Genomic DNA, 19,397 nt, shown 5'->3' with positions numbered 1-19,397 from the left:
GGGGGCGGAGGCCTCCCCGGTCCCTGAGCGAGGAGCGGAGCGACGAGACGAAGGGCGCTCCGCCGCCACGCTCGTCACTTGAGGTCCTTGAGTTCGACACCCGCGACGGCCGCGATCTCGGCGAAGGACTGGAAGTCCGCGCTCTTCGGGTCGACCGTCTGCGGGGCGGCCGCGAAGGCACCGTAGGCGCCGAGGCGCTCGGCGTTCTCCGGCGAGAACACCTCGGCGATGCCGTCCTGGATCAGCTTGCGGGTCTCGGCGTCCAGCGACTGGCGACCGAGGACGGAACCCTGGATGTCCATCGCCGGGCTCTCCCCGACGGCACGCCACTCGCCGTCCGCGAAGGGGAACATCGGGGCGCCGAGCCGTGTCAGCATGACGGCCGTGCACGCGGCATCCACCTGTCCCTGCTCGAGCGCGGCGAAGCTGCCCTCATGACCGCCGGCGAAGATGGCCTCGTAGTCGGTGCCCTGCTCGAGACCGGCCTCGTGCAGCATGTAGACCGGCATGAAGTATCCCGAGCTGGAGGCCTGGTCGGCGAACGCGACGGTCTTGCCCGCGAGGTCTTCGACGCTCTGGACGGGCGAGTCGTCGAGCACCACGCAGGTCGACACGGGCTTGCCGTCACCCTGGAACGCGACCAGCGCATCCACTTCGCCGGTGTTGACGGCGAGTGCCGAGGGGAACCCGCTCATGATGCCGATGTCGACGTGGTCGGCGCGAATGGCTTCGACGACACTGAGGTAGTCGGGCACGTCGGTGATCTCGACGTCGCGGCCGGTCGCCGCTTCCAGCAGCTCGGCGAACACCTCGATCGGGTTCTCGGCGGTGGGGTCGTCGCCGACAGGAATGGTGGCGATCGTGAGGGGGGCGTCGGAGTCGGCCGGAGCCGCCTCGGCGCTCGGGCTCTGGCAGGCGGTGAGAGCGAGGGCGGCGACGCCCAGGAGGCCGACGACGGGCAGGGTGAAGCGGCGCATGATGACCTTTCGGGAGGTGATGCCTCGGTATTCCGAGAACATCGGTATTCCAACTCCCGAAGGTGACGGGCAATTACGAGACCGCCGTACTCCGAAGGGAACGCTTCGTGAACGAGTGGTGTCGGCGCGCGTCAGCGCCGGACGGGACGGCCGGTGCGCGAGGGGGCGGCGGCGTCGAAGAACTCCGGATGCCGCGCCCGCACGGCATCGAGATCGTCGAACACGAATCGCAGGTGCTCGCGCAGCGCGGCGGCGGCGGCCTCGGCATCCCCCGCGGCCAGGGCGTCGACGACGCGCTCGTGGTCGTCGACATAGTCCTGCACGCCGCGCGTGGCACTCATGCCCACATACCGGGCTCGATCGAGGTGGCCCTTCGCGGCGCTCACCGCAGCCCACGCGTTGGCATGCCCCGCGAGCCCCAGCAGAGCGCGGTGGAACTGCTCGTCGAGCGGATAGAACGTCTCCCGATCGGATGCGGCGCGCTGGTGCACGAGCAGCTCACGCAGCATCCGCTCCTCTTCCGCCGTGGGCCGCGCGCACGCGGCGAGGGAGGCGAGCTCGATGGCCTCCCGGATGAACTGAGCCTCATGGACGCGATCGGGGTCGATCGGGGCGACGTACGTGCCGCTCTGCGGGCGTACGTCGACGAGCCCTTCCTGCGCGATGAGGAGGAGCGCCTCGCGCACCGGCTGCCTGCTGATCCCGAGAGCGCCGGCGAGCTCGTTCTCGGAGAGGAGTGCGCCGGGCGCGAAGTGCCCGCTGACGATGCCGTCTCGGATCCGCGCGTAGGCAACCGCTCGCGCGGAGGGGCGCGCAGCGGGCGCGGAGTCGGGCATACGGTCACGATAGCTTGACACAACTGGTATGGCAGTGATGGGATACAGGGGTTCCACTGCAGCCGACCGGCACGCACCCCCGACCGAGGAGTCCACGATGGCCATCGACAGGGCAGAGGTGATCGTCACCAGCCCCGACCGCAACTTCGTCACGCTGAAGATCACGACCGCAGACGGGGTGACCGGCCTCGGCGACGCGACGCTCAACGGGCGGGAGCTGGCGGTGGTCGCGTATCTGACCGAGCACGTCGTGCCGCTGCTGCTCGGCGCCGACGAATCGCGCATCGAGGACACCTGGCAGTTCCTGTACCGCAGCGCATACTGGCGGCGCGGGCCGGTGACGATGGCCGCGATCGCGGCGGTCGACATGGCGCTGTGGGACATCAAGGGCAAGGTCGCCGGCCTGCCGGTCTACCAGTTGCTCGGCGGGGCGAGCCGGAACGGGCTGATGGCCTACGGGCACGCCTCCGGCAAGGAGCTGCCCGAGCTGTTCGACTCGATCCGCGCCCACCAGGCGCAGGGCTACCGCGCCATCCGCGTGCAGACGGGCGTGCCGACACTCAAGGCGATCTACGGCATCGCCGCGCAGGGGGCGGATGTCGGTGACGCGAGCGTACGGTACGACCACGAACCCGCCCGCCGTGGTGCGAAACCCGTCGAGGAGGACTGGGACACCCGGGCCTACCTCAACCACCTGCCCGGGGTGTTCGAGGCCGTGCGCAACGAGTTCGGCCCCGACATCCCGCTCCTGCACGACGGACACCACCGGATGACGCCCATCCAGGCCGCGCGGCTCGGGAAGGACCTCGAGCCCTACGACCTGTTCTGGCTGGAGGACTGCACCCCTGCCGAGAACCAGGAGGCGCTGCGCCTCGTGCGCCAGCACACCACGACCCCGCTCGCGATCGGTGAGATCTTCAACACGGTGTGGGACTTCAAGGACATCATCCGCGACCAGCTCATCGACTACGTCCGCGGCGCCGTCACCCACATGGGCGGCATCACGGCGCTGAAGAAGACGCTCGACTACGCGGCCATGTACCAGATCAAGTCGGGCATGCACGGGCCGACCGACATCTCGCCCGTCGGCATGGCCGCCGCGATGCACCTCGGACTCGCGATCCACAACTTCGGGATCCAGGAGTACATGCGACACGGGTCCCGCACGGATCAGGTGTTCCAGCAGTCGTTCACCTGGACCGACGGATACCTGCACCCCGGAGACGAGCCGGGGCTCGGCGTCGAGCTCGACCTCGACGAGGCGGGGAAGTACCCGTACGAACAGGCGTACCTGCCGTACAACCGCCTCCTCGACGGCACCGTGCACGACTGGTGAGCTCCCCGCGCCCTCGCGGCGGGAACAGCCCTCGGGAGCGACGGCCCCGCGCAGTAGGCTGAACCCATCATGGAAGAGTTCATCCAGGGCTTCTGGAACTTCGCGCAGAACTACTGGTGGCTCATCTTCCCCCTCATGGGAATGGCCGGCGGTGCAGCGAAGGCGTGGGAGCGCAGCTCCAAGCGCCGACACGAGCGTCGCCTGGAGACCCTTCGCATGAAGGCGCAGCTGAAGACCGCCGAGATCGAGGCGCGCGCGCTCACCCAGCAGGCCAAGCGCCGCGGCCCCTCGGTCGTCGACACCACGGCGTCCGTCGCCCCGAGCGACCTGGTCGCGCGACTTTTCGCCGAGCACGACGAGATCACCGCGCGCTGGCTCGACTACGAGTTGGATGTCGCGAAACTCATCGCCTTCCCCGCCATGAGCGACGGACGCCAGCCGTTGACCGCCGCCTTCCTGCGCGCCAAGAAGACCGCGGACGCCCTGCGCCCGGCCTCCGCCGACGCGAAGGTCACCGAGCAGCAGGTCACCGAGTACCTGCAGGCGGTGGGCGACTACGCAGTCGCGTTCGAGATCGCCGAGAAGGACGCGCGGCGCCTGCGTGACTCGACCTTCACCGAGCCGGAGCGCAAGCGCCTCGACCGCGCGCAGCAGCTGCTCAAGGTCGCCGTCGACGAGTCGGCCACGCAGGCCGAGCGCAACGTGGCCTACAAGCGCGTGCGCGAGGAGCTCGACGGCCTCATCCTGCTCTCCGACGACGCCGTCACGGTGCTCGAGAAGCAGGTCGCGAAGGAGCTCCCGGCGCACGCCACCGCACCGCCGGCACCGGAGCCCGCCACCGAAGCCGCGCCCGCGCCGGCGCCCGGACCCGCTGCCTCTGGATCCACCACTCCCCCACCCTCCACACCTGAGCCCGAGCGGATCAGACTCCCCCGTCGCGACGAACAGGCCTGACGCGCGACCACACCCGCGGGTTCTGCCCGCACCCCGTCCACCCGGACGGACGACGACGGAGGCATGCCGCAGTGATCACTCGTTTCGAAGAGCTCGACTGGCAGGCCACCCCGATCGGGGACCTCACACTTCGACGCCGCACGGAGCCGGCGGTGGGACAGGAGATCTACGAGGTCAAGCTCGGCGACGAGTACCTGATGTCGAGCCTGTTCACCGTGGCGGAGGAGGAGCTCGCGAACCTCGGCCTGGCTGCGGTCGCCGGCGACGGCCTCTCTGTCCTGGTCGGCGGTCTCGGGCTCGGCTACACCGCGGTCGCGGCGCTGCACGACACACGCGTGACGTCGCTCACGGTGATCGACCGGCTGGGCGCCGTGATCGGGTGGCACGAGCGCAAGCTCCTCCCCGCATCGGCGGAGCTCGTCGACGACGCGCGCACGCGTCTGGTCGAAGACGACTTCTTCGCGGTCATGCGGTCGGCACCCGCCGAGGGGCAGGGCGGGTACGCGGCGATCCTCCTCGATGTCGACCACTCTCCGCGCCACCAGCTCGATCCCACACATGCCGACCTGTACGACGCCGCCGGCCTGCGCGCGCTCGACCGTCATCTCGCCACCGACGGCGTCTTCGCCCTGTGGTCGGACGATCCGCCCGACGAGGAATTCATGGTCGAGCTGAACGCCGTGTTCGATGACGCCGTCGCTCACATCGTCGACTTCGAGAACGCCGTGACGGGCGGGACCTCGTCGAACACGGTGTATGTGGCGCGCAGTCGCGGAACGGGTGCGGGTTCGATCGATGCCGCCCCACCGCGCACGGAAGAAGACGCATGATCCCGGAGAACGTCACCGGTCCGATCGCCCATCATGCCGAAGGTCCCGTCTGGTGGCCGGGCGGGGGCGGACTGCGCTGGGTCGACGGCGACGCAGGCGACCTGCTCACCCTCCGCGCCGACGGCGTGACCCGCCACCACATCGACGACGAGTACCTGGCATTCGCGCGCCCCCGCGCCGGCGGCGGCCTCATCGCCGTCGGCGCCCGCACCGTGTATCTGGCCGATGACGTCGACGGCGAGGCCCGTCCCGTCACGACGCTGCTCGACGACCCGCGCGTGCGCATGAACGACGGATGCTGCGACCCCCGCGGCCGACTGCTCGCGGGCTCGATGGCCTACGACGCGGCACCCGACGCCGGACGTGTGCTGCGCCTCGATGCCGACCTCGACATCGAGACAGTGCTGCCCCGGGCGACGGTCTCGAACGGCATCGGGTTCGCCCCGGACGGCCGTCGCGCGTACTACGTCGACACCGCGACGCACCGGATCGATGTGTTCGACGTGACCGACGGCGAGCTTCGCGGCCGCCGCGCATTCGCCCTGATCCCCGAAGACGACGGACTACCCGACGGTCTGACGGTCGCCGCCGACGGCAGCGTCTGGGTCGCGCTGTGGGGCGGCGCTGCGGTGCGCGGCTATGACGCGGGCGGAGCGCAGGTCGCGACGATCGAGCTGCCCGTGCCGCAGGTGAGCGCGTGCACGTTCGGCGACGACGACCTCGGAACGCTCTACATCACCACCTCGGCGCAGGGACTGCCCGCCGACCACGGCACCCCCGCGGGATCGGTGTTCTCCGTGCGACCGGGTGTGCGCGGCATCCCTGTCACCCCCTTCGCCGGCTGAGACGGCGTCTCGGCCGGGGAGCACCCGGCGGCCTCTACCCGGGGCACGGTGCACTCAGCAAAAGGAACCGTGCCCCGGATACAGGCCGCCGGGTGGGAGTCGGACTCAGCCCAGGTGCATCCGCTCGGTGCGCTGATGCTGGCGTCCCAGCCCCTCGATCTCGATCGTCATCTCGTCGCCGTCCTGCAGATACGGGAAACGGCCCGACAACGCGACGCCCTGTGGGGTGCCGGTGTTGATCACGTCGCCGGGCTCGAGCACCAGGTACTGGCTCAGCTCGTGCACGATCTGCAGCACCGGGAAGATCATGTCGGCGGTGGAGGAGTCCTGCCGCGGCTCGCCGTTCACGAATGACCGCAGCCGCAGCGCCTGCGGGTCGACCTCGTCGGCGGGGACGAGCGCGGGCCCGAGCGGGTTGAACGTCTCGGAGCACTTACCCTTCGACCACTGTCCGCCCGACACGTCGAGCTGGTACGCCCGCTCCGAGACATCGTTCGAGATCGTGTATCCGGCGATGACCTCGCGCGCGGCATCTGGAGACGACAGGTAGCGGGCGGTCTTGCCGATCACGATCGCCAGCTCCACCTCCCAGTCGACCTTCTCCGCCCCGGGCGGCAGCAGCACGACGTCGTTCGGGCCGACCACGGTGTTCGGATGCTTGAAGAAGATCACCGGATGCTCTGGTGGCTCGGATCCGGACTCGACCGCGTGGGCCGCATAGTTCTGGCCGATGCAGACCACAGCGGTCGGACGGGCGATCGGGGCGCCGATGCGCAGTCCTTCGACGTCGGCCGCGGGAAGCTCGCCGCGGCGCAGAGCCGCGCGAACCCGGGCGATGCCGTCGGAGGCGAGGAAGGCGCCGTCGATGTCCGGGGTGACGGAGGAGAGATCGTACGCGGTGCCGGCTTCCCGGACGTACGGACGTTCGTGGCCGATGGGGCCGAGTCGCAGAAGTTCCATGAGTGGCCTCCGGTCAGCGCGCGGCGACGAAGTCGGGATTGACGATCGGCACCTGCTCGCCGACGAGGTACCGGATGATGTTCTCGGCCGCGTGCACAGGGAGATCAGCAAGTGCCTCGGGTGAGTACCAGGCGGCGTGCGGGGTGAGCAGCACCTGTTCGAGATCACGCAGTGGGGAGTCGGCGGCGAGCGGCTCGCCCGCGAATACGTCGAGCGCGGCAGCGCCCAGGTGCCCGGCACGGAGCGAGGCCGCGAGGGCGTCCTCGTCGATGAGCGGCCCACGGCAGGTGTTCACGACGACGGCGCCCTTCTTCATGGTCGCGAGGGCTGCGGCATCGATCAGATGCCTGGTCGCCTCGGTCAGCGGCACGTGCAGCGTCAGGATGTCGGCGTGCGCCACGGCATCCGGAATCGCGACGAGCTCGCATCCGGCCTCGCGCACGGCATCGACGGAGGCGTAGGGGTCGGCGACGAGCACGCGGAAGCCGAGGGCGCGGCAGCCGCGGGCCACCATCGAGCCGATGCGCCCGAATCCGAGCACCGAGACGGTCGTGGCCGAGGGCCGCACGGCGAGCGGACGGGCGTCGACGGCCTTCCAGGTGCCGGCCCGCACGGCGCGGTCGTAGGCGGAGAGACCGCGGGCCTGCGTCATGATCATGGCGATCGTGTGCGCGGCGACCTCTTCGATGCAGTAGCTCGGGGTGTTCGCGACGGCGATGCCGCGGGCGGTCGCCGCCTCGACATCGACCATGTCGTACCCGATGCCGACGCGGCTGATGATGCGGAGGTTCGGCATCCGGTCCATCACCTCGCCGGTGATCTGCGCCCACTGCACGACGAGGCCCTCGGCCTCAGCTCCGCGGGCGGCGATGGCGTCGAGGCTGCCGGAAGCGGCGCGCTCGGCACGCAGCCCCGCCTGTCGGAGGGTGTCTTCGATGACGGTCCCTGGCAGGTCGCAGTCGCTGACGAGGATGAATGGCTCGGTCATGAGAGCGATGCTATAGCATCTAGCAAGCCAATGTACGACACTGCTTTTGTTTCATGGTTTGCTATAGCATCGAATTCATGACTGCTCGCCGCGCACTGATCACGGGGGCCAGTTCCGGTATCGGAACCGCCGCCGCCCTCGAACTCGCCCGCGAGGGCGCCGCCCTCTGGATCACCTACGCCGGACGGGAAGCCGAAGCCCTCCGCATCGCCGAGGAGTGCCGCGCGGCCGGGGCGCCCGAGGCGCACGTCTCGCGCCTCGACCTGCGTGAGCGCGAATCGATCGACGCGCTGGTCGACGAGATCACGGCCGCGTGGGGCTCTCTGCACGTGCTCGTGAACAACGGCGGCGTCTGCCCGTACACGCCCTACGACGACATCGAGTTCGACGAGTGGGACATGGTCCTGGAGACCAACGCCCGCGGCGCCTTCTTCCTGACCCGCGGCGCCCTCCCGCTGCTCCGGGCAGCGGAGGGCGACCGCTCGGTGATCAACATCGCCTCGATCGCCGGCCAGGTCGGCGCGCTGCAGACCGGCATCCACTACGCCGCCAGCAAGGGAGCGATCCTCGCGATCACCCGCAGCTTCGCCCGGCACCTGGCCGCAGAGGGCATCCGCGTGAACGCCGTCACCCCCGGTCCGGTCGCGAGCGCGATCACCGACCAGCTGCAGGGCGCGGGACGCGAGAAGCTCGAAGCCGGAATCCCGCTCGGCGCATTCGGGCAGCCGGAAGACGTCGCCTGGATCATCGCATCGCTCGCATCGGAGCGTGCCCGCTTCATCACCGGCGCCACCTACGACGTCAACGGAGGAGTTCGCATTGACTGACCACACCGCCCTGGATCGCTCTGCCCTGGATACCGTGCAGGCTCAACTCGACGCCTTCAACGCGCACGACCTGGATGCGTTCGTCGCAACCTACGCCTCGGATGCCGTGATCACCGGCGTCGCGCCCGAACCCGTGGTCGGCACCGCCGCGATCCGCGCGTTCTACGAGCCGCGACTGCAGAACCCCGAGCTGTCATGCGTGATCGAGACGAGCGTGCTGTTCGGCTCACGGTGGGTCGTTGCGCAGGAGCAGGTCATCAACGCGGGCGTCGCCACCGAGACCATCGCGACATTCGACGTGGTCGACGGGCTGATCGCCCGGGCGTCGATGCTCAAGGCCTGAGACGCACGGACCTCCTGGCGGGTCAGGCGCTATTGAGCGGCATGTAGCGCTTCATGAACCGGTCAAACTGCGGAACGGTGAACTTCGCGTAACCGAAGTCCGGTGTGTACAAGAGGCCCTTGTTGATCAACCTTGAGCGAAGGGGCGCCACTTGTTCGGAAGTCTTGCCCAACACCTCTGCCACAGCGCCCGCCTTCTGTGCTTCAGGTCCGAGTTCTGCCATCGCGCGCATGTAGCGCAGCTCTTCCTTCGTGGACCTCTGGACCCTGGTCTTGAAGAAGCTCTCATCGAGTTCGGTCTCGACCTCGATCAAGGCCGCCTCAACATCAGCCAGAGTGACGGTCGGTCCCTCCGCGACGTTCCACGCCGCGCGCCCGAACTCTTGGATGAAGTACGGATACCCTTCGGTGTAGCGAAAGACGGCCTGCGCCGCAGCGGCCTCGAAGACCACCCCCTCCTGCGCCGCTGGCGTAACGATCGCATCGAGTGCATCGCCCTCGCGTAGCTCTTCGATCGCGACGTATCGAAGAAGTCGTTCTGCATACGACTTGGCGTCGCCCGCGAGTCCAGGTAGTTGAGGGAGTCCAGCCCCGGAGAAGGTGACCGGCAGCTTTCGCTGAGTAGCGCGATGCACCGAAGCCAGCAGCGCTTCAAGTTCCTGAGCAGAAAGGAATTGAATCTCGTCTAGGAGGAAGACGACCCCGGTGCCGCGGTCACGCGCAGCCTCACCGATCGCCTCGAAGACGTCGGGCAGGTCATCGATCAGGACTCCCGTATCGGCGAATCCGTACTCAGGGTCGACGTCGAGACCTCCCGTGAGTGAGCCATCAGGCTGGACCGTCAGAGAGAACGACTTCACGATCCCGGCGGCGTGCTTGGCGCGCGCATCCCAGCGGGCTCGAGGGGAAACTTGAAAGAGCGCCTTCCGCACCAACGCCGCGAGTTGCGGTCCAAATGCAGTGTTCTTCGACACCTCGGCGGAAACCGCCCGCCAACCGAGCGCATCGGCCTGGTCTTCATAGGAACGCAGGAGCACCGTCTTCCCCACACCGCGCAGGCCGGTAACGACCATCGCCTTCTCGGGGCGGCCGGCGGCGAGTCGCTTGAGCATGACATCGAAGTCCTCGAGCTCTACGCGTCGTCCCGCCAGATAAGAGGGCTGCGCACCGGCGTTGGGCGTGTAGGGGTTCCGCGCACGATCCATTCAGAGATCTTGACATCATTAGCGAGGTTTATCAATGATGGATAAACCTGTAAAGGCTGTCAAAGCTCGCGGTGATTCGACTCACCCCGTCACACCAACTCGAAAACCTCGATGGCGTCCGCGCCGAAGAGACTGGCCTTTCGAGGCTCCACCGTGACCATCCTCGGAATCCGTTCGAAGCGCCGATGCTCGGGAGCGATCATCAGGCGGAACGGCCCTCTCGCGAGCCCCAGGGTCAGATGCGCGTCGTACCAGCAGAGAACCTGCCGACGCAAAGCCTTCTGCGCCCACGAATGGACGAGGAGCCAGGAGAGGAAGGCGAAGGGGATCAGGACCCAGAGCAGGAGCCCACGCACCAGCACCACCAGGACCCATCCCGTCCGGCTGAGTGCGTTCATCTGCGGCTGCGCCCTTCTTCGGCTCGGCGCCGTCGAGCTCAAGATACCGGACCGGCGCGAGAAGCCTGAGCGTCGTGCGGTTCACTCGTGCTCAGGCAGGATCGGCGAAGACCACCCCGGGTCGCGGCCGAGCTGGGCCGCCCGCGAGACGGAGCTCGCACCGTACCGGTCGCGCAGGGTGTCGAGCACCGTGTCGAGGCGTGCCTCATCGCCCCAGTCGATCGGCAGCTCGGGCTGCACGCGGTCGGCGTGGTCGAGCTGCGACAGCGAGATGCCGATCAGGGTGATGCCGCGGTCGGTGATCTCGGTCTGCGCCCCGGCGAGCAGCGTGCGTGCGAGGGTGAGCAGCACGGCGGTGCGGTCAGTCGGCGCGCGGAGCGAGCGGGAGCGGGTGGCCTTCGAGAAGTCGCCGAAGCGCAGACGCAGCACGACGGTGCGACACACACGATCGCCGTCGCGGAGGCGGCGACCGAGCCGGTCGACGATCTGGGTGAGGATGAGGTCGAGTTCCTCGGGCGAGCGAGGGCGGGTGCCGAGAGCGCGCTGCGAGCCGATGGATCCGCGGCGACGAGTGGTGTCGACCGGACGCGGATCCCGCAGGCGAGCGAGCGCGTGCACGTGGGCGCCCGCGGCCTTGCCCAGCATCCGCTCGGCGGTGGCGGCCTCCAGCTCAGCGAGTTCGCCGACAGTGCGGATGCCGTAGCGGTGCAGCTTCTCGGCCGTCACCGCCCCCACGCCCCATAGCCGCTCGACCGGAAGGGGAAGCAGGAACTCCTCCTCGCGCTCGGGCTCCACGACCAGCAGGCCGTCGGGTTTGCTCACGGCACTGGCGACCTTCGCGAGGAACTTCGTGCGGGCGACGCCGACCGAGATGGCGAGTCCTGCCTCCGCACGCACGCGTTCGCGCAGTCGTGCCGCGATCTGCTCAGGGGTTCCGGCGATCCGTCGCAGACCCCCGACCTCGAGGAACGCCTCGTCGATGGAGAGGCCCTCCACGAGTGGGGTGGTGTCACGGAAGATCGCGAACACATCTTTGCTCGCGGCGGAGTACGCCTCCATGCGCGGCGGGACGACGACGGCATCCGGGCAGAGCTCCCGCGCCTGTCGGCCGCCCATGGCGGTGCGCACGCCCCGCGCCTTCGCCTCGTAGCTCGCCGCCAACACGACACCACCGCCCACGATGACGGGTCGACCACGCAGTTCCGGTGCATCGCGCTGCTCGACCGACGCGTAGAACGCGTCGAGATCGGCGTGCAGCACCGTCGCTTCCCCACGCATCCGCTCTCCCGTCGATACGCGGATCGTCGCACGAACCGGGGACACCGGCAGGGGCAGCCGGAGGCGGCTGCGCGGTGTCCGTGCTCGGGGATATCGTCGGCGCGTGCCGGAACCGGTGATGAAGTGGTGGGCGCGACGGCAGTTCTCCCGCGGTCGCGCGGTTCCGTATGACCGCGGCACCTACCGCGCCGGGTGGGCGGCGTATCCGGAACTGATCCGGCAGTACCACCCGGAGCTGAACCACGGCATCGCCCTGTCGCAGATCCCGCTCGCCGCCGACGTGCTCCTCTGCTGGGAATGCGCGGTCGGGCATCGGTTCGCCGCCACCCCGACTGAGCAGCGCGAGCGTCGGGATCGGTGCGGCGTCGCTCGGCGTGGTGCCCGGAGTGCTCTGCGCTCGCCCGTCCGCAGCCGGTCGTGCTCGGCGAAGCTCGCGCGCTTCCCCGAAAGCCCCGTCGCCCCGCGCCTGCGCTCTGCACGAAGACGCCTGACCTGCCTGCCGGGACCGCGTTCGTGAGCGAGTGTGCACCTCGCCCGGCATCCGCGGCAGAGCGCCGTCTACGCGCGGAGCTCGGGACCGTGATCGAGTTCGACACGGCCATGAACGCCGTGAAGGTCTCGCGCCCGTTCTTCCGCCACACCGAGGTCTGGCCCGACATCGTGTTCCCGGAACTGAGGGTCGCGCTCGAGTACGACACCGTCGGCCGTCACGGCCTGGAGCATGTCGGCAAGCGACAGGACGCGGATCTGCGCAAGGACCGCGCCTTGCGTGCCGCGGGCTGGGAGGTGATCCGGATCCGCACCGGGAAGCTCGAACCCCTCGGTCCGCACGACCTCGCCCTGTCTTCGGTGGGCGCGAAGAGCAGCGCCCGCATCATCGACGAACTGCGGGTGATCCGCGGGGCGTTGCTCGTGGACGCCTATCTGCGGTGACTCCAATGCGTCGATGCTCAGGGCCTGTACTCCTTCGCTCTGTGGACGACGACACCGCTGCCTGGTGCGAAGGCGATCATCCGCCGGATCGGCCAGGCGAGCGGGGACGGGAGCGGATAAGTCCATGCGGCATCGGGAAGAGTCCGGTCGTCCAGCTCGAGGTGGCGATATCGCGCGACCCCCTTCCAGACGCAGAGGGTGGTGAGGACGCTGGATCGCAGCGTCACCCTCACGTCTCCTTCGGGGATGTAGTAGTTCCCCTCGATGCGCAATGCGCGTTCGGTGCGGGCGAGGACGATGCCGTCCAGGCTGGCTATGACGGAGTGACGACGCATGCCGTCAGACCGTCTCACGACCGAGGCGGCGCAGCCCGCTCGGGTTAGCGATGAGGATGCGCCCCCGGGTCTGACGCACGAGGCCACGCTCGGCGAAGTCGCTGAGCACACGGCTGGTCGCCTCGCGCGTCGCGCCGATCACCCCCGCGATCTGCTCGTGGGTGAGCCGCACCTCGGGAGCCCTGGCGAACGGGCCGGAGCCCCGCGGCAGCCGCGCCAGGTTCAGCAGCGTCACCGCGACCCGAGAAGCGAGCGGTCGCAGCGCGAGATCCGTGAGGCGGTCTTCGAGTTCCCCGACGCGTTCGCCGAGGATCCGCGCCACACGCACGGCGACCCGCACATCGGCCAGCAGCAGCCGTTCGACGTCGACGGTGCCGAGCCGGCAGACCAGCGCGTCATCGATCGCCTCGGCGTAGCTGTCGTACATGCGTTGACCGACGAGGACCATCTCACCGAACACCGCGCCCGGCTCGAGGATCGCGAGCGTGAGCGCCTTGCCGTCCTCTCCCAGACGGAAGATGCGCACTCTTCCGCTCTTCAGGATGAACAGGGACCGGACCGGATCCGTCTGGCTGTAGAGTAGCTGCCCACGGCGCACCAGGGTGGCCGGCGCCATCTGATCCATACGGTCCATCTCCGCCGGCGACAGATCGGCGAATAGGTCGACCTCACGCAGGCAGGAGAAGGGGTCAGGTGGCACCTCCGAGGGGCCTACCCCCTCGGCACCTCCACTGATCGGGGACCACGACGCCGGACCCCCAAGGCCGCTCACCGCCGGAACCTCGCCACTCATGAACGTCGTCGCAGCATCGGTACGGCGACCGCACTGAGCACCAGAGCGTAGATCACGTGTCCCATGAGAGACATCATGCTCCCTGCGGTGAAGGCGAACAACGGCCCGCCCATCATCATCGGCATCACGACGAGAGGGCCGACGACCCACAGCACGATTCCGTAGAGCATCGAGACGAGCAGACCCGTACCCCAGGTGCGCAGCCAGCGAGAAGCGACCGCGGTGAAGACGACCCCGAAGAACACGGAAATCATCATGTGGATCCCGAAGCCCACCCACGGCGAGGTCGAGCCGACCATCCCGGCGAGCATGGGCAGCATCCCCATGGTCGCCATCATCGCCCCGAAGACGAGCCCGCCGGCGATGCCGCCGAGGGCACCGGCAAGGATTCGCCGTCCGAGGCCGACGGCTTGGGAGCCGGGGCTTGAGGTGGAGGTGGAAGCGTGAGCGGTCATGGTGGCTCTCCTGTCATCGAACGGATGATCCGACGGTAGGAGACGTACCGCGCGCGGTCTGTGATCGACCGCACACGGCGCCGAATCGGGTGCACCGCGAAGTGCGGAGGACTCGGCGTCTAGCGGAGAATCCTGCGGCGAGGTTTCACCCATCGCGGGGTTCTCCTCCGAGCCGACGCGCCTCTCAGCCCCCGAAGCGCTCCCGCAGGGCCGGGTCGATGGCGATATCCCCGAAGGATGCCGTCCACGCCCCGTCGACCGCGATCGACTGCCCCGACAGGTACGGGGCCTCGTCCGAGAGGAGGAACGCCACCACCGCGGCCACCTCTTCGGCGCGGGCGATGCGGCCCATGGGCGGCCCCTCCGCGAGCGCACGCTCCTCAGCGGCAGGATCGGCCGACGTCGCGATCTGCGCTTCGAGGTGCGGGGTGCGCACCCCTCCCGGCGCGACGGTGTTGGCACGAATGCCGAGACCGCCATACGTCACGGCCACGCTGCGGGTGAGAGCGTCGATGCCGCCCTTGGTGAACTCGTATGCGGCGTGGTCGGTGAAGCTGGAGCGTCCGTGGATCGAGCCGATGTTCACGATCGCGCCCGCGACACCCTGGTCGACGAACGCCGAGACCGCGGTCGAGCAGCCCCAGATGTACCCGAAGCCGTTGATGTCGAGCACCTCGCGCACGGTGGCCTCGTCGAGGTCGTGCAGCGGGGTGCGCTTGGTGATGCCGGCGTTGTTCACCCAGCCGGCGAGGGGCGCCCTATCGCGGGCGGCCGCGGCGGCATGCTCGTGCGACGTGCGATCGGCCGCGTCACCCAGCACCACCTCGGCCACGATGCCGTCTTCGACCGTGCAGGATCCCGGCGAACGCTCGAGCCCGACCACGATCCAGCCGTCGGCGGTGAGGCGTTCCGCGATCGCGCGGCCGATGCCCTTGCCGCTGCCGGTCACGACGGCACTGCGGGCGGCGACACTGCGAGCAACGACACTGTGCGGGGAGTCTGCCATCTCAGTCCCTCTCGAATCGGAAGACCGTCGGATCGAGCGCGAAGCCGAGGCCCACTGCATGCGTCGGACGCACCCGGCCCTCGAACGACGGGCCGCCCAGGATGAACGAAGGCGCGGGGTCGTACGGGTTGACGTCCCGCGCGAAGGTCTCGACGCCGATACCCAGGTGCGCGGTGACCTCAGGATAGACGTGCCCGGAGACGGGTACACCACGCTCGGCCGCCCAGGCGATCATCTCGCGCGCGGGCGTGATCCCGCCGATCGCGACCACATCGAGCCGCAGCACATCGACGCCGCCCACCTCGACCAGCGCCTTCAGCACGGCAGGGTCGGTGACCTCGTCACCGACCGAGACCGGGAGCCCCGATTCCCGACGGATGCGCGCGACACCCTCGGCGTCTTCGGGGAGCAGCGGGTCTTCGAGCCAGGCCAGCTGCGGGTCGCCCCACTGCGCGATCTCCCGCAGAGCCGTGTCGGCGTCCGGCCAGCCGAAGCCCACATCCACGACCAGACCGGTCGCATCGGGGAGCTCGGCGTTCAGCAGGGCGAGCAGCTCTCGCATATATGCCGGATCAGGAATGCGGGAGATCTTCACGTTCGACCAGCCGTCGGCCTGCACCAGAACCTCGTCTGCGACCTCACGCGGAGCGCGCTCCGCGGACGGATACGCGGCGACCAGCATCGACGTACGCGGAGCGTCGCCGGTGCCGAGCAGGGACCACAACGGCACACCCGCACGCCGCGCCGCGATATCCCACAGCGCGATGTCGACCAGGCCGATCGCACGCCGCACCAGCCCGACTCGACCGACGATGGCACTGCCGCGCAGCATCCGCTCCCAGGTCGCGGTGGGGTCGTCGGCATCCGCACCCACCGCGTGCGCGGCGACGAGGCGGTCGACGATCTCCGCCATCGGCGCCTCGCGCGAGAGGCAGTAGGCCACCCCGGTCGCACCGTCGTCAGCCGTCGCCCGTACCGCGCTGTACTCACGGCGGGTCACGGTCATCGCGCCCAGGTGCAGCGGCGCCGGGAGCGGCAGCACGGCCGTGGCCGTGTCGATGCGGGCGATCGTCGTCATTCGGGCTTCTTCGCCAGCGGCACGCCGTAGTCGACCATGAAGCCGCCGTCGACGTAGAGCGTCTGGCCGTTCATGTAGCGCGACTGGTCGGAGACGAGGAAGCTGACCGCGGCGGCGATCTCACTCGCCTCGGCCAGGCGCTTCGCCGGGATGCGCGACAGGATCGTGTCGAGGCTGAGCGTGCCCGCCTCGACCCCCTGGCGGAAGACACCGGTGTCGACGTAGCCGGGGGCCACGGCGTTGACCCGCACCCCTCGCGATGCCCATTCGGCACCCGCGGTCGAGGTCAGTCCGATCACCGCAGCCTTGGTCGTGGCATAGGGCGCGCGACCGGCCGAGCCGCGTGACGAGATCGAGGAGATGTTCACGATGCGACCCTCGCCGCGCTCCAGCATCCGTCTTCCTGCCGCCTGCAGGGCCGAGAAGACGCCGTGCAGGTTGACGTCGACCACGGCCGACCATTCGTCCCAGCTGAGATCTTCGATGCCGCGATGGCGCTGGATGCCGGCGTTGTTCACGAGCACCTCGATCGGTCCGAGCTCGGCCTCGATCTCGCCGAAGGCCCGGTCGACGCCGTCGTGGTCGGTCACATCGAGCTCGCGCCAGAGGATGCCCGCGGGGTTGTCGCCCGCGGTGAGACCGGGCACGCGGTCGGCGGCGACCACGACGTAGCCGTCGGCGGCGAGGCGCTGACCGATCTCCCAGCCGATTCCGGCAGATCCTCCGGTGACGACGGCGACGGAGCCGACAGGGGTGGGGGCGGTCATTGCTCTCCTCAGGTTCGAGATTTGCTATAGCAAGCTTAGGTGGGTGTGGGGTGTCTCAGGTTTCGAATCGCCTGAACGGGCGCATCCCGAACCGAGATCAGACCATTCACGCGATTCGAAGGGGAGCTCAGCGGTCGAGCAGATCGGCCACGACGGCGATCACGTGCTCTTCGAGCAGGTCGAGCGCGCCCGGTGCCAGGGGCGTCTGCCACGCCTGGTACGCCCCGCGGTCGTAGGCATCCCGCGTGGGCAGATACACGAAGCCCGGGCCGTTCGTGAGGTTCATCACGACGATCGGCACCTCAGGGAAGCGCGCGCGCAGCGTCGTCTGCAATCGCGAGTACGCCTCACCCGGATGCCCGACGATCACGGCATCCCCGAGACACCAGGCCCAGACCGGATGCGGCACGGTCGGACCGTCGATGTATCCGTCACGCAGGTTCCGGGCGCGCCCGAGACGCTCCTCGCGCGAGCGCGGGTCGATGTCCTTCCACTCCTCGGCGAGTTCGTCGAGGGTCGGCAGGTCGCGCAGCGGCAGCTCGACGCTCGTCACCGCCCCGGCCGCTCCGTCTCCGCCGAGAGCTGCCCGTCCGGTCCAGATCGCGAGCGGGGCGCCGGACTCCACGACACCGTCGAGCGCCAGCTCGTCCCCCGGGGCGGGCAGGGCATCGAGGGCGGCGAGCACCGCGTGGCCGAGCGAGCGTCCGTGGCGGTCGGCGATCGCGACGTCACCGGTGTACTGCTCGCGCGGAGCCAGCTCGCCCGATGCTCCCTGCACGAACAGACACGGTGCGCCCGTGGCGGACTCGACGATCTCGCGCATCGCGCCGACGTAGTCCGGAGAGACCTCCCTGCTCTGCCAGGCGAGCGTCGTCGGGTGGCACGCGTAGTTCACGAGGGTGCCGCGCACCGCGCCATCGACGCTGAGGCGCCCGATCGTCACCGTGTCGTCGGCTTCGCCGGCGGGGTTGTAGCCCACCAGCGCCCGCCCGTCGACGTCGAGCTCGCGATCGGCGGCCAAGGCGCAGCTCCCGGTGGTCCACTCGATGAGTCCGGGGACCGCCCCGTCGAGCGCCTCGCGTCCGGCCCCGACACCCGCCGCGGCGAGCGCCTCGAGGTACCCCGGGATCAGCTCGCCACCCGGAAGGTGCGCGTCGGCGGCGCACAGCACGGCGCCCGCGTGGGTGTGCGAGAGCGAGAGCATCAGCTGGTCGGGATCGAGGCCGAGACCGTCGAGGATCGCCCCACGCACACCCTGCTCATCGGCGACGCGACGCCACCACGTGCCGTCGACCGCGAGCAGCACGCGTGGGCGCTCGTCACCGCCGATCACGGCGAGCGCGGTCAGCTCGAACGGACGGTGCGCCCCTTCGGAGCGCTCCCAGTCGGCGGGACCCCAGTTCTTGGCGCGGATGCCGATCGGCGGGGTGATGTCGCGCCGGGCGACGCCGATGCGCGCCCTCGTGCGGGGGATGCGGATGCGGTCTCCGACCATGGTGGACGACACCCGTTCTCCACTGCTCACATCGGCTCCTCGAAGTTCGGAAGATTTGCTATAGCAAGCGTAGTCGGGTGGCCGCCGCCGCGCGAGCGACGTGCGCCGATAGGGTCGGACGTACTGCGCCCGGACAAGCGTCCACCCGACGGGGATGTCGGTTCCTGGGCGCCGCGCCCGTCCCACCAGGCGCGAACACTCGACCAGGAAGGCCGACACCCATGACACACGTCAACCTCGGCAAGCTCAATCCGGCCACCTACCAGAGTCTCTCCGCGCTCGATGAGACGGCCCACGCCGAGGCCGCGGCGGCCGGGTTGGACCCGCTCCTCATCGAGCTCGTCAAGATCAGGGCATCGCAGATCAACGGGTGCGCGTTCTGCCTGCGCATGCATTCGCGCGACGCGATCGCCCACGGCGAGTCCGCCGACCGGCTCGCACTCGTCGCCGCCTGGTGGGAGTCGCAGTACTTCACCGAGAAGGAGAAGGCCGCGCTCGTCCTCGCCGAACGACTCACGAGCATCTCGCAGGATGCGACCGACGCACACCGCGCAGTGGATGTCGACGCCGTCCTCACCGCGCCGGAGATCTCCGCGATCTCCTGGCTGGTCATTGTGATCAACGCCTGGAACCGCGTGGCGATCTCGAGCCACTACGCGGTCGCTCCCTGAGGTCACGCTCTCGTCGCGTACCCGGCGCCATCCGCGCCGGCGCGCGAAACACCGCGGTCACGCACTCCTCCGCACGTCGGCGATCGGC

General features: G+C 69.3%; 21 protein-coding genes and 1 pseudogene. 8 read left to right on the top strand and 14 right to left on the bottom strand.

Annotated features, from left to right (window positions below):
- Window positions 1–74: 74 nt before the first annotated feature.
- Together phnD and CQ042_RS14075 are read right to left on the bottom strand one after the other, a co-directional pair.
- Window positions 75–1,019 (bottom strand): phosphate/phosphite/phosphonate ABC transporter substrate-binding protein, encoded by a 945-nt coding sequence (phnD, locus tag CQ042_RS14080; protein ID WP_258132260.1) that lies wholly within the window; start codon window positions 1,017–1,019, stop codon window positions 75–77.
- Between the two features lie 89 nt (window positions 1,020–1,108).
- Window positions 1,109–1,813, bottom strand: a complete 705-nt coding sequence (locus CQ042_RS14075; protein ID WP_105671072.1) for a GntR family transcriptional regulator — start codon at window positions 1,811–1,813, stop codon at window positions 1,109–1,111.
- Between the two features lie 97 nt (window positions 1,814–1,910).
- On the opposite strand from CQ042_RS14075, the gene manD reads away from it, so the two are divergent.
- The 4 genes from manD (at window position 1,911) to CQ042_RS14055 (ending at window position 5,778) form a co-directional block, all read left to right on the top strand.
- Window positions 1,911–3,149, top strand: coding sequence for a D-mannonate dehydratase ManD (manD, locus tag CQ042_RS14070; protein WP_105671071.1), 1,239 nt, complete (start codon window positions 1,911–1,913; stop codon window positions 3,147–3,149).
- Between the two features lie 69 nt (window positions 3,150–3,218).
- On the top strand, window positions 3,219–4,103 hold the full coding sequence (locus tag CQ042_RS14065; RefSeq protein ID WP_105671070.1) for a hypothetical protein: 885 nt from the start codon (window positions 3,219–3,221) through the stop codon (window positions 4,101–4,103).
- Between the two features lie 71 nt (window positions 4,104–4,174).
- Window positions 4,175–4,933 (top strand): spermidine synthase, encoded by a 759-nt coding sequence (locus CQ042_RS14060; protein ID WP_105671069.1) that lies wholly within the window; start codon window positions 4,175–4,177, stop codon window positions 4,931–4,933.
- Window positions 4,930–5,778: an SMP-30/gluconolactonase/LRE family protein gene (locus CQ042_RS14055; protein WP_105671068.1), complete on the top strand. Its 849-nt coding sequence runs from the start codon at window positions 4,930–4,932 to the stop codon at window positions 5,776–5,778. Before CQ042_RS14060 ends, CQ042_RS14055 begins: the two co-directional genes overlap by 4 nt.
- A gap of 105 nt (window positions 5,779–5,883) precedes the next feature.
- Here the strand turns inward: CQ042_RS14055 and CQ042_RS14050 are convergent, their stop codons facing one another.
- Together CQ042_RS14050 and CQ042_RS14045 are read right to left on the bottom strand one after the other, a co-directional pair.
- Window positions 5,884–6,738 (bottom strand): fumarylacetoacetate hydrolase family protein, encoded by an 855-nt coding sequence (locus CQ042_RS14050; protein WP_105671067.1) that lies wholly within the window; start codon window positions 6,736–6,738, stop codon window positions 5,884–5,886.
- Between the two features lie 13 nt (window positions 6,739–6,751).
- The gene (locus CQ042_RS14045) at window positions 6,752–7,726 is read right to left on the bottom strand and encodes a C-terminal binding protein (protein ID WP_105671066.1); all 975 of its coding nucleotides are present in this window, start codon (window positions 7,724–7,726) and stop codon (window positions 6,752–6,754) included.
- Between the two features lie 77 nt (window positions 7,727–7,803).
- Here CQ042_RS14045 and CQ042_RS14040 point away from each other — a divergent pair, with 77 nt between their 5' ends.
- Window positions 7,804–8,553 (top strand): SDR family NAD(P)-dependent oxidoreductase, encoded by a 750-nt coding sequence (locus CQ042_RS14040; protein WP_105671065.1) that lies wholly within the window; start codon window positions 7,804–7,806, stop codon window positions 8,551–8,553.
- The gene (locus tag CQ042_RS14035; protein WP_105671064.1) at window positions 8,546–8,896 is read left to right on the top strand and encodes a nuclear transport factor 2 family protein; all 351 of its coding nucleotides are present in this window, start codon (window positions 8,546–8,548) and stop codon (window positions 8,894–8,896) included. The genes CQ042_RS14040 and CQ042_RS14035 overlap by 8 nt, the downstream gene beginning before the upstream one ends.
- A 22-nt stretch (window positions 8,897–8,918) precedes the next feature.
- Here CQ042_RS14035 and CQ042_RS14030 read toward each other — a convergent pair whose 3' ends face one another.
- The 3 genes from CQ042_RS14030 to dinB form a co-directional block, all read right to left on the bottom strand.
- Entirely contained in the window at window positions 8,919–10,100 is a 1,182-nt protein-coding gene (locus CQ042_RS14030) for an ATP-binding protein (protein WP_105671063.1), read from the bottom strand.
- 89 nt (window positions 10,101–10,189) lie between these two features.
- Complete coding sequence (locus CQ042_RS14025) at window positions 10,190–10,498, bottom strand: hypothetical protein (RefSeq protein ID WP_105671062.1); 309 nt, start codon at window positions 10,496–10,498, stop codon at window positions 10,190–10,192.
- A gap of 81 nt (window positions 10,499–10,579) precedes the next feature.
- Complete coding sequence (dinB, locus tag CQ042_RS14020) at window positions 10,580–11,776, bottom strand: DNA polymerase IV (protein WP_105671061.1); 1,197 nt, start codon at window positions 11,774–11,776, stop codon at window positions 10,580–10,582.
- 118 nt (window positions 11,777–11,894) lie between these two features.
- Here dinB and CQ042_RS14015 point away from each other — a divergent pair.
- Window positions 11,895–12,709: pseudogene (locus tag CQ042_RS14015) on the top strand (zinc-ribbon domain-containing protein).
- Between the two features lie 17 nt (window positions 12,710–12,726).
- Here the strand turns inward: CQ042_RS14015 and CQ042_RS14010 are convergent.
- From CQ042_RS14010 to CQ042_RS13980, 7 genes are all read right to left on the bottom strand, one after another.
- Window positions 12,727–13,044: a DUF427 domain-containing protein gene (locus CQ042_RS14010; protein WP_105671060.1), complete on the bottom strand. Its 318-nt coding sequence runs from the start codon at window positions 13,042–13,044 to the stop codon at window positions 12,727–12,729.
- Between the two features lie 4 nt (window positions 13,045–13,048).
- Window positions 13,049–13,669: a Crp/Fnr family transcriptional regulator gene (locus tag CQ042_RS14005; RefSeq protein WP_258132259.1), complete on the bottom strand. Its 621-nt coding sequence runs from the start codon at window positions 13,667–13,669 to the stop codon at window positions 13,049–13,051.
- Between the two features lie 164 nt (window positions 13,670–13,833).
- The gene (locus tag CQ042_RS14000) at window positions 13,834–14,292 is read right to left on the bottom strand and encodes a DUF1440 domain-containing protein (protein ID WP_258132258.1); all 459 of its coding nucleotides are present in this window, start codon (window positions 14,290–14,292) and stop codon (window positions 13,834–13,836) included.
- A gap of 184 nt (window positions 14,293–14,476) precedes the next feature.
- Window positions 14,477–15,298 (bottom strand): SDR family NAD(P)-dependent oxidoreductase, encoded by an 822-nt coding sequence (locus CQ042_RS13995; protein ID WP_105671058.1) that lies wholly within the window; start codon window positions 15,296–15,298, stop codon window positions 14,477–14,479.
- A gap of 1 nt (window position 15,299) precedes the next feature.
- A complete protein-coding gene (locus CQ042_RS13990; protein WP_105671057.1) occupies window positions 15,300–16,376 on the bottom strand; it encodes an enolase C-terminal domain-like protein in 1,077 nt (358 codons plus the stop codon).
- The gene (locus tag CQ042_RS13985; protein WP_105671056.1) at window positions 16,373–17,143 is read right to left on the bottom strand and encodes an SDR family NAD(P)-dependent oxidoreductase; all 771 of its coding nucleotides are present in this window, start codon (window positions 17,141–17,143) and stop codon (window positions 16,373–16,375) included. The genes CQ042_RS13990 and CQ042_RS13985 overlap by 4 nt, the downstream gene beginning before the upstream one ends.
- Window positions 17,144–17,270: 127 nt before the next feature.
- A complete protein-coding gene (locus CQ042_RS13980; RefSeq protein ID WP_258132257.1) occupies window positions 17,271–18,668 on the bottom strand; it encodes a hypothetical protein in 1,398 nt (465 codons plus the stop codon).
- Between the two features lie 191 nt (window positions 18,669–18,859).
- Between CQ042_RS13980 and CQ042_RS13975 the strand changes: the two genes are divergently transcribed.
- On the top strand, window positions 18,860–19,309 hold the full coding sequence (locus CQ042_RS13975; RefSeq protein ID WP_105671055.1) for a carboxymuconolactone decarboxylase family protein: 450 nt from the start codon (window positions 18,860–18,862) through the stop codon (window positions 19,307–19,309).
- Window positions 19,310–19,397: the final 88 nt, after the last annotated feature.

It is taken from the genome of Microbacterium sp. MYb62 (assembly GCF_002979475.1).
In the GTDB taxonomy this organism is placed as follows: Bacteria; Actinomycetota; Actinomycetes; order Actinomycetales; family Microbacteriaceae; genus Microbacterium.
Note: the sequence above shows the minus strand (reverse complement) of the source record. Positions and strands in the feature narration are given on the sequence as shown.

What these genes read in the sequence shown, in the direction of transcription:
- CQ042_RS14000 (WP_258132258.1), bottom strand. Translation starts at nt 14,292, where the DNA reads ATGACCGCTCACGCTTCCACCTCCACCTCAAGCCCCGGCTCCCAAGCC.
- manD (WP_105671071.1), top strand. Translation starts at nt 1,911, where the DNA reads ATGGCCATCGACAGGGCAGAGGTGATCGTCACCAGCCCCGACCGCAAC.
- CQ042_RS14045 (WP_105671066.1), bottom strand. Translation starts at nt 7,726, where the DNA reads ATGACCGAGCCATTCATCCTCGTCAGCGACTGCGACCTGCCAGGGACC.
- CQ042_RS14075 (WP_105671072.1), bottom strand. Translation starts at nt 1,813, where the DNA reads ATGCCCGACTCCGCGCCCGCTGCGCGCCCCTCCGCGCGAGCGGTTGCC.
- CQ042_RS13975 (WP_105671055.1), top strand. Translation starts at nt 18,860, where the DNA reads ATGACACACGTCAACCTCGGCAAGCTCAATCCGGCCACCTACCAGAGT.
- CQ042_RS14055 (WP_105671068.1), top strand. Translation starts at nt 4,930, where the DNA reads ATGATCCCGGAGAACGTCACCGGTCCGATCGCCCATCATGCCGAAGGT.
- CQ042_RS14040 (WP_105671065.1), top strand. Translation starts at nt 7,804, where the DNA reads ATGACTGCTCGCCGCGCACTGATCACGGGGGCCAGTTCCGGTATCGGA.
- CQ042_RS13995 (WP_105671058.1), bottom strand. Translation starts at nt 15,298, where the DNA reads ATGGCAGACTCCCCGCACAGTGTCGTTGCTCGCAGTGTCGCCGCCCGC.
- phnD (WP_258132260.1), bottom strand. Translation starts at nt 1,019, where the DNA reads ATGTTCTCGGAATACCGAGGCATCACCTCCCGAAAGGTCATCATGCGC.
- CQ042_RS14010 (WP_105671060.1), bottom strand. Translation starts at nt 13,044, where the DNA reads ATGCGTCGTCACTCCGTCATAGCCAGCCTGGACGGCATCGTCCTCGCC.
- CQ042_RS14005 (WP_258132259.1), bottom strand. Translation starts at nt 13,669, where the DNA reads ATGGATCAGATGGCGCCGGCCACCCTGGTGCGCCGTGGGCAGCTACTC.
- CQ042_RS14065 (WP_105671070.1), top strand. Translation starts at nt 3,219, where the DNA reads ATGGAAGAGTTCATCCAGGGCTTCTGGAACTTCGCGCAGAACTACTGG.
- CQ042_RS14025 (WP_105671062.1), bottom strand. Translation starts at nt 10,498, where the DNA reads ATGAACGCACTCAGCCGGACGGGATGGGTCCTGGTGGTGCTGGTGCGT.
- CQ042_RS14050 (WP_105671067.1), bottom strand. Translation starts at nt 6,738, where the DNA reads ATGGAACTTCTGCGACTCGGCCCCATCGGCCACGAACGTCCGTACGTC.
- CQ042_RS13985 (WP_105671056.1), bottom strand. Translation starts at nt 17,143, where the DNA reads ATGACCGCCCCCACCCCTGTCGGCTCCGTCGCCGTCGTCACCGGAGGA.
- CQ042_RS13990 (WP_105671057.1), bottom strand. Translation starts at nt 16,376, where the DNA reads ATGACGACGATCGCCCGCATCGACACGGCCACGGCCGTGCTGCCGCTC.
- dinB (WP_105671061.1), bottom strand. Translation starts at nt 11,776, where the DNA reads ATGCGTGGGGAAGCGACGGTGCTGCACGCCGATCTCGACGCGTTCTAC.
- CQ042_RS14030 (WP_105671063.1), bottom strand. Translation starts at nt 10,100, where the DNA reads ATGGATCGTGCGCGGAACCCCTACACGCCCAACGCCGGTGCGCAGCCC.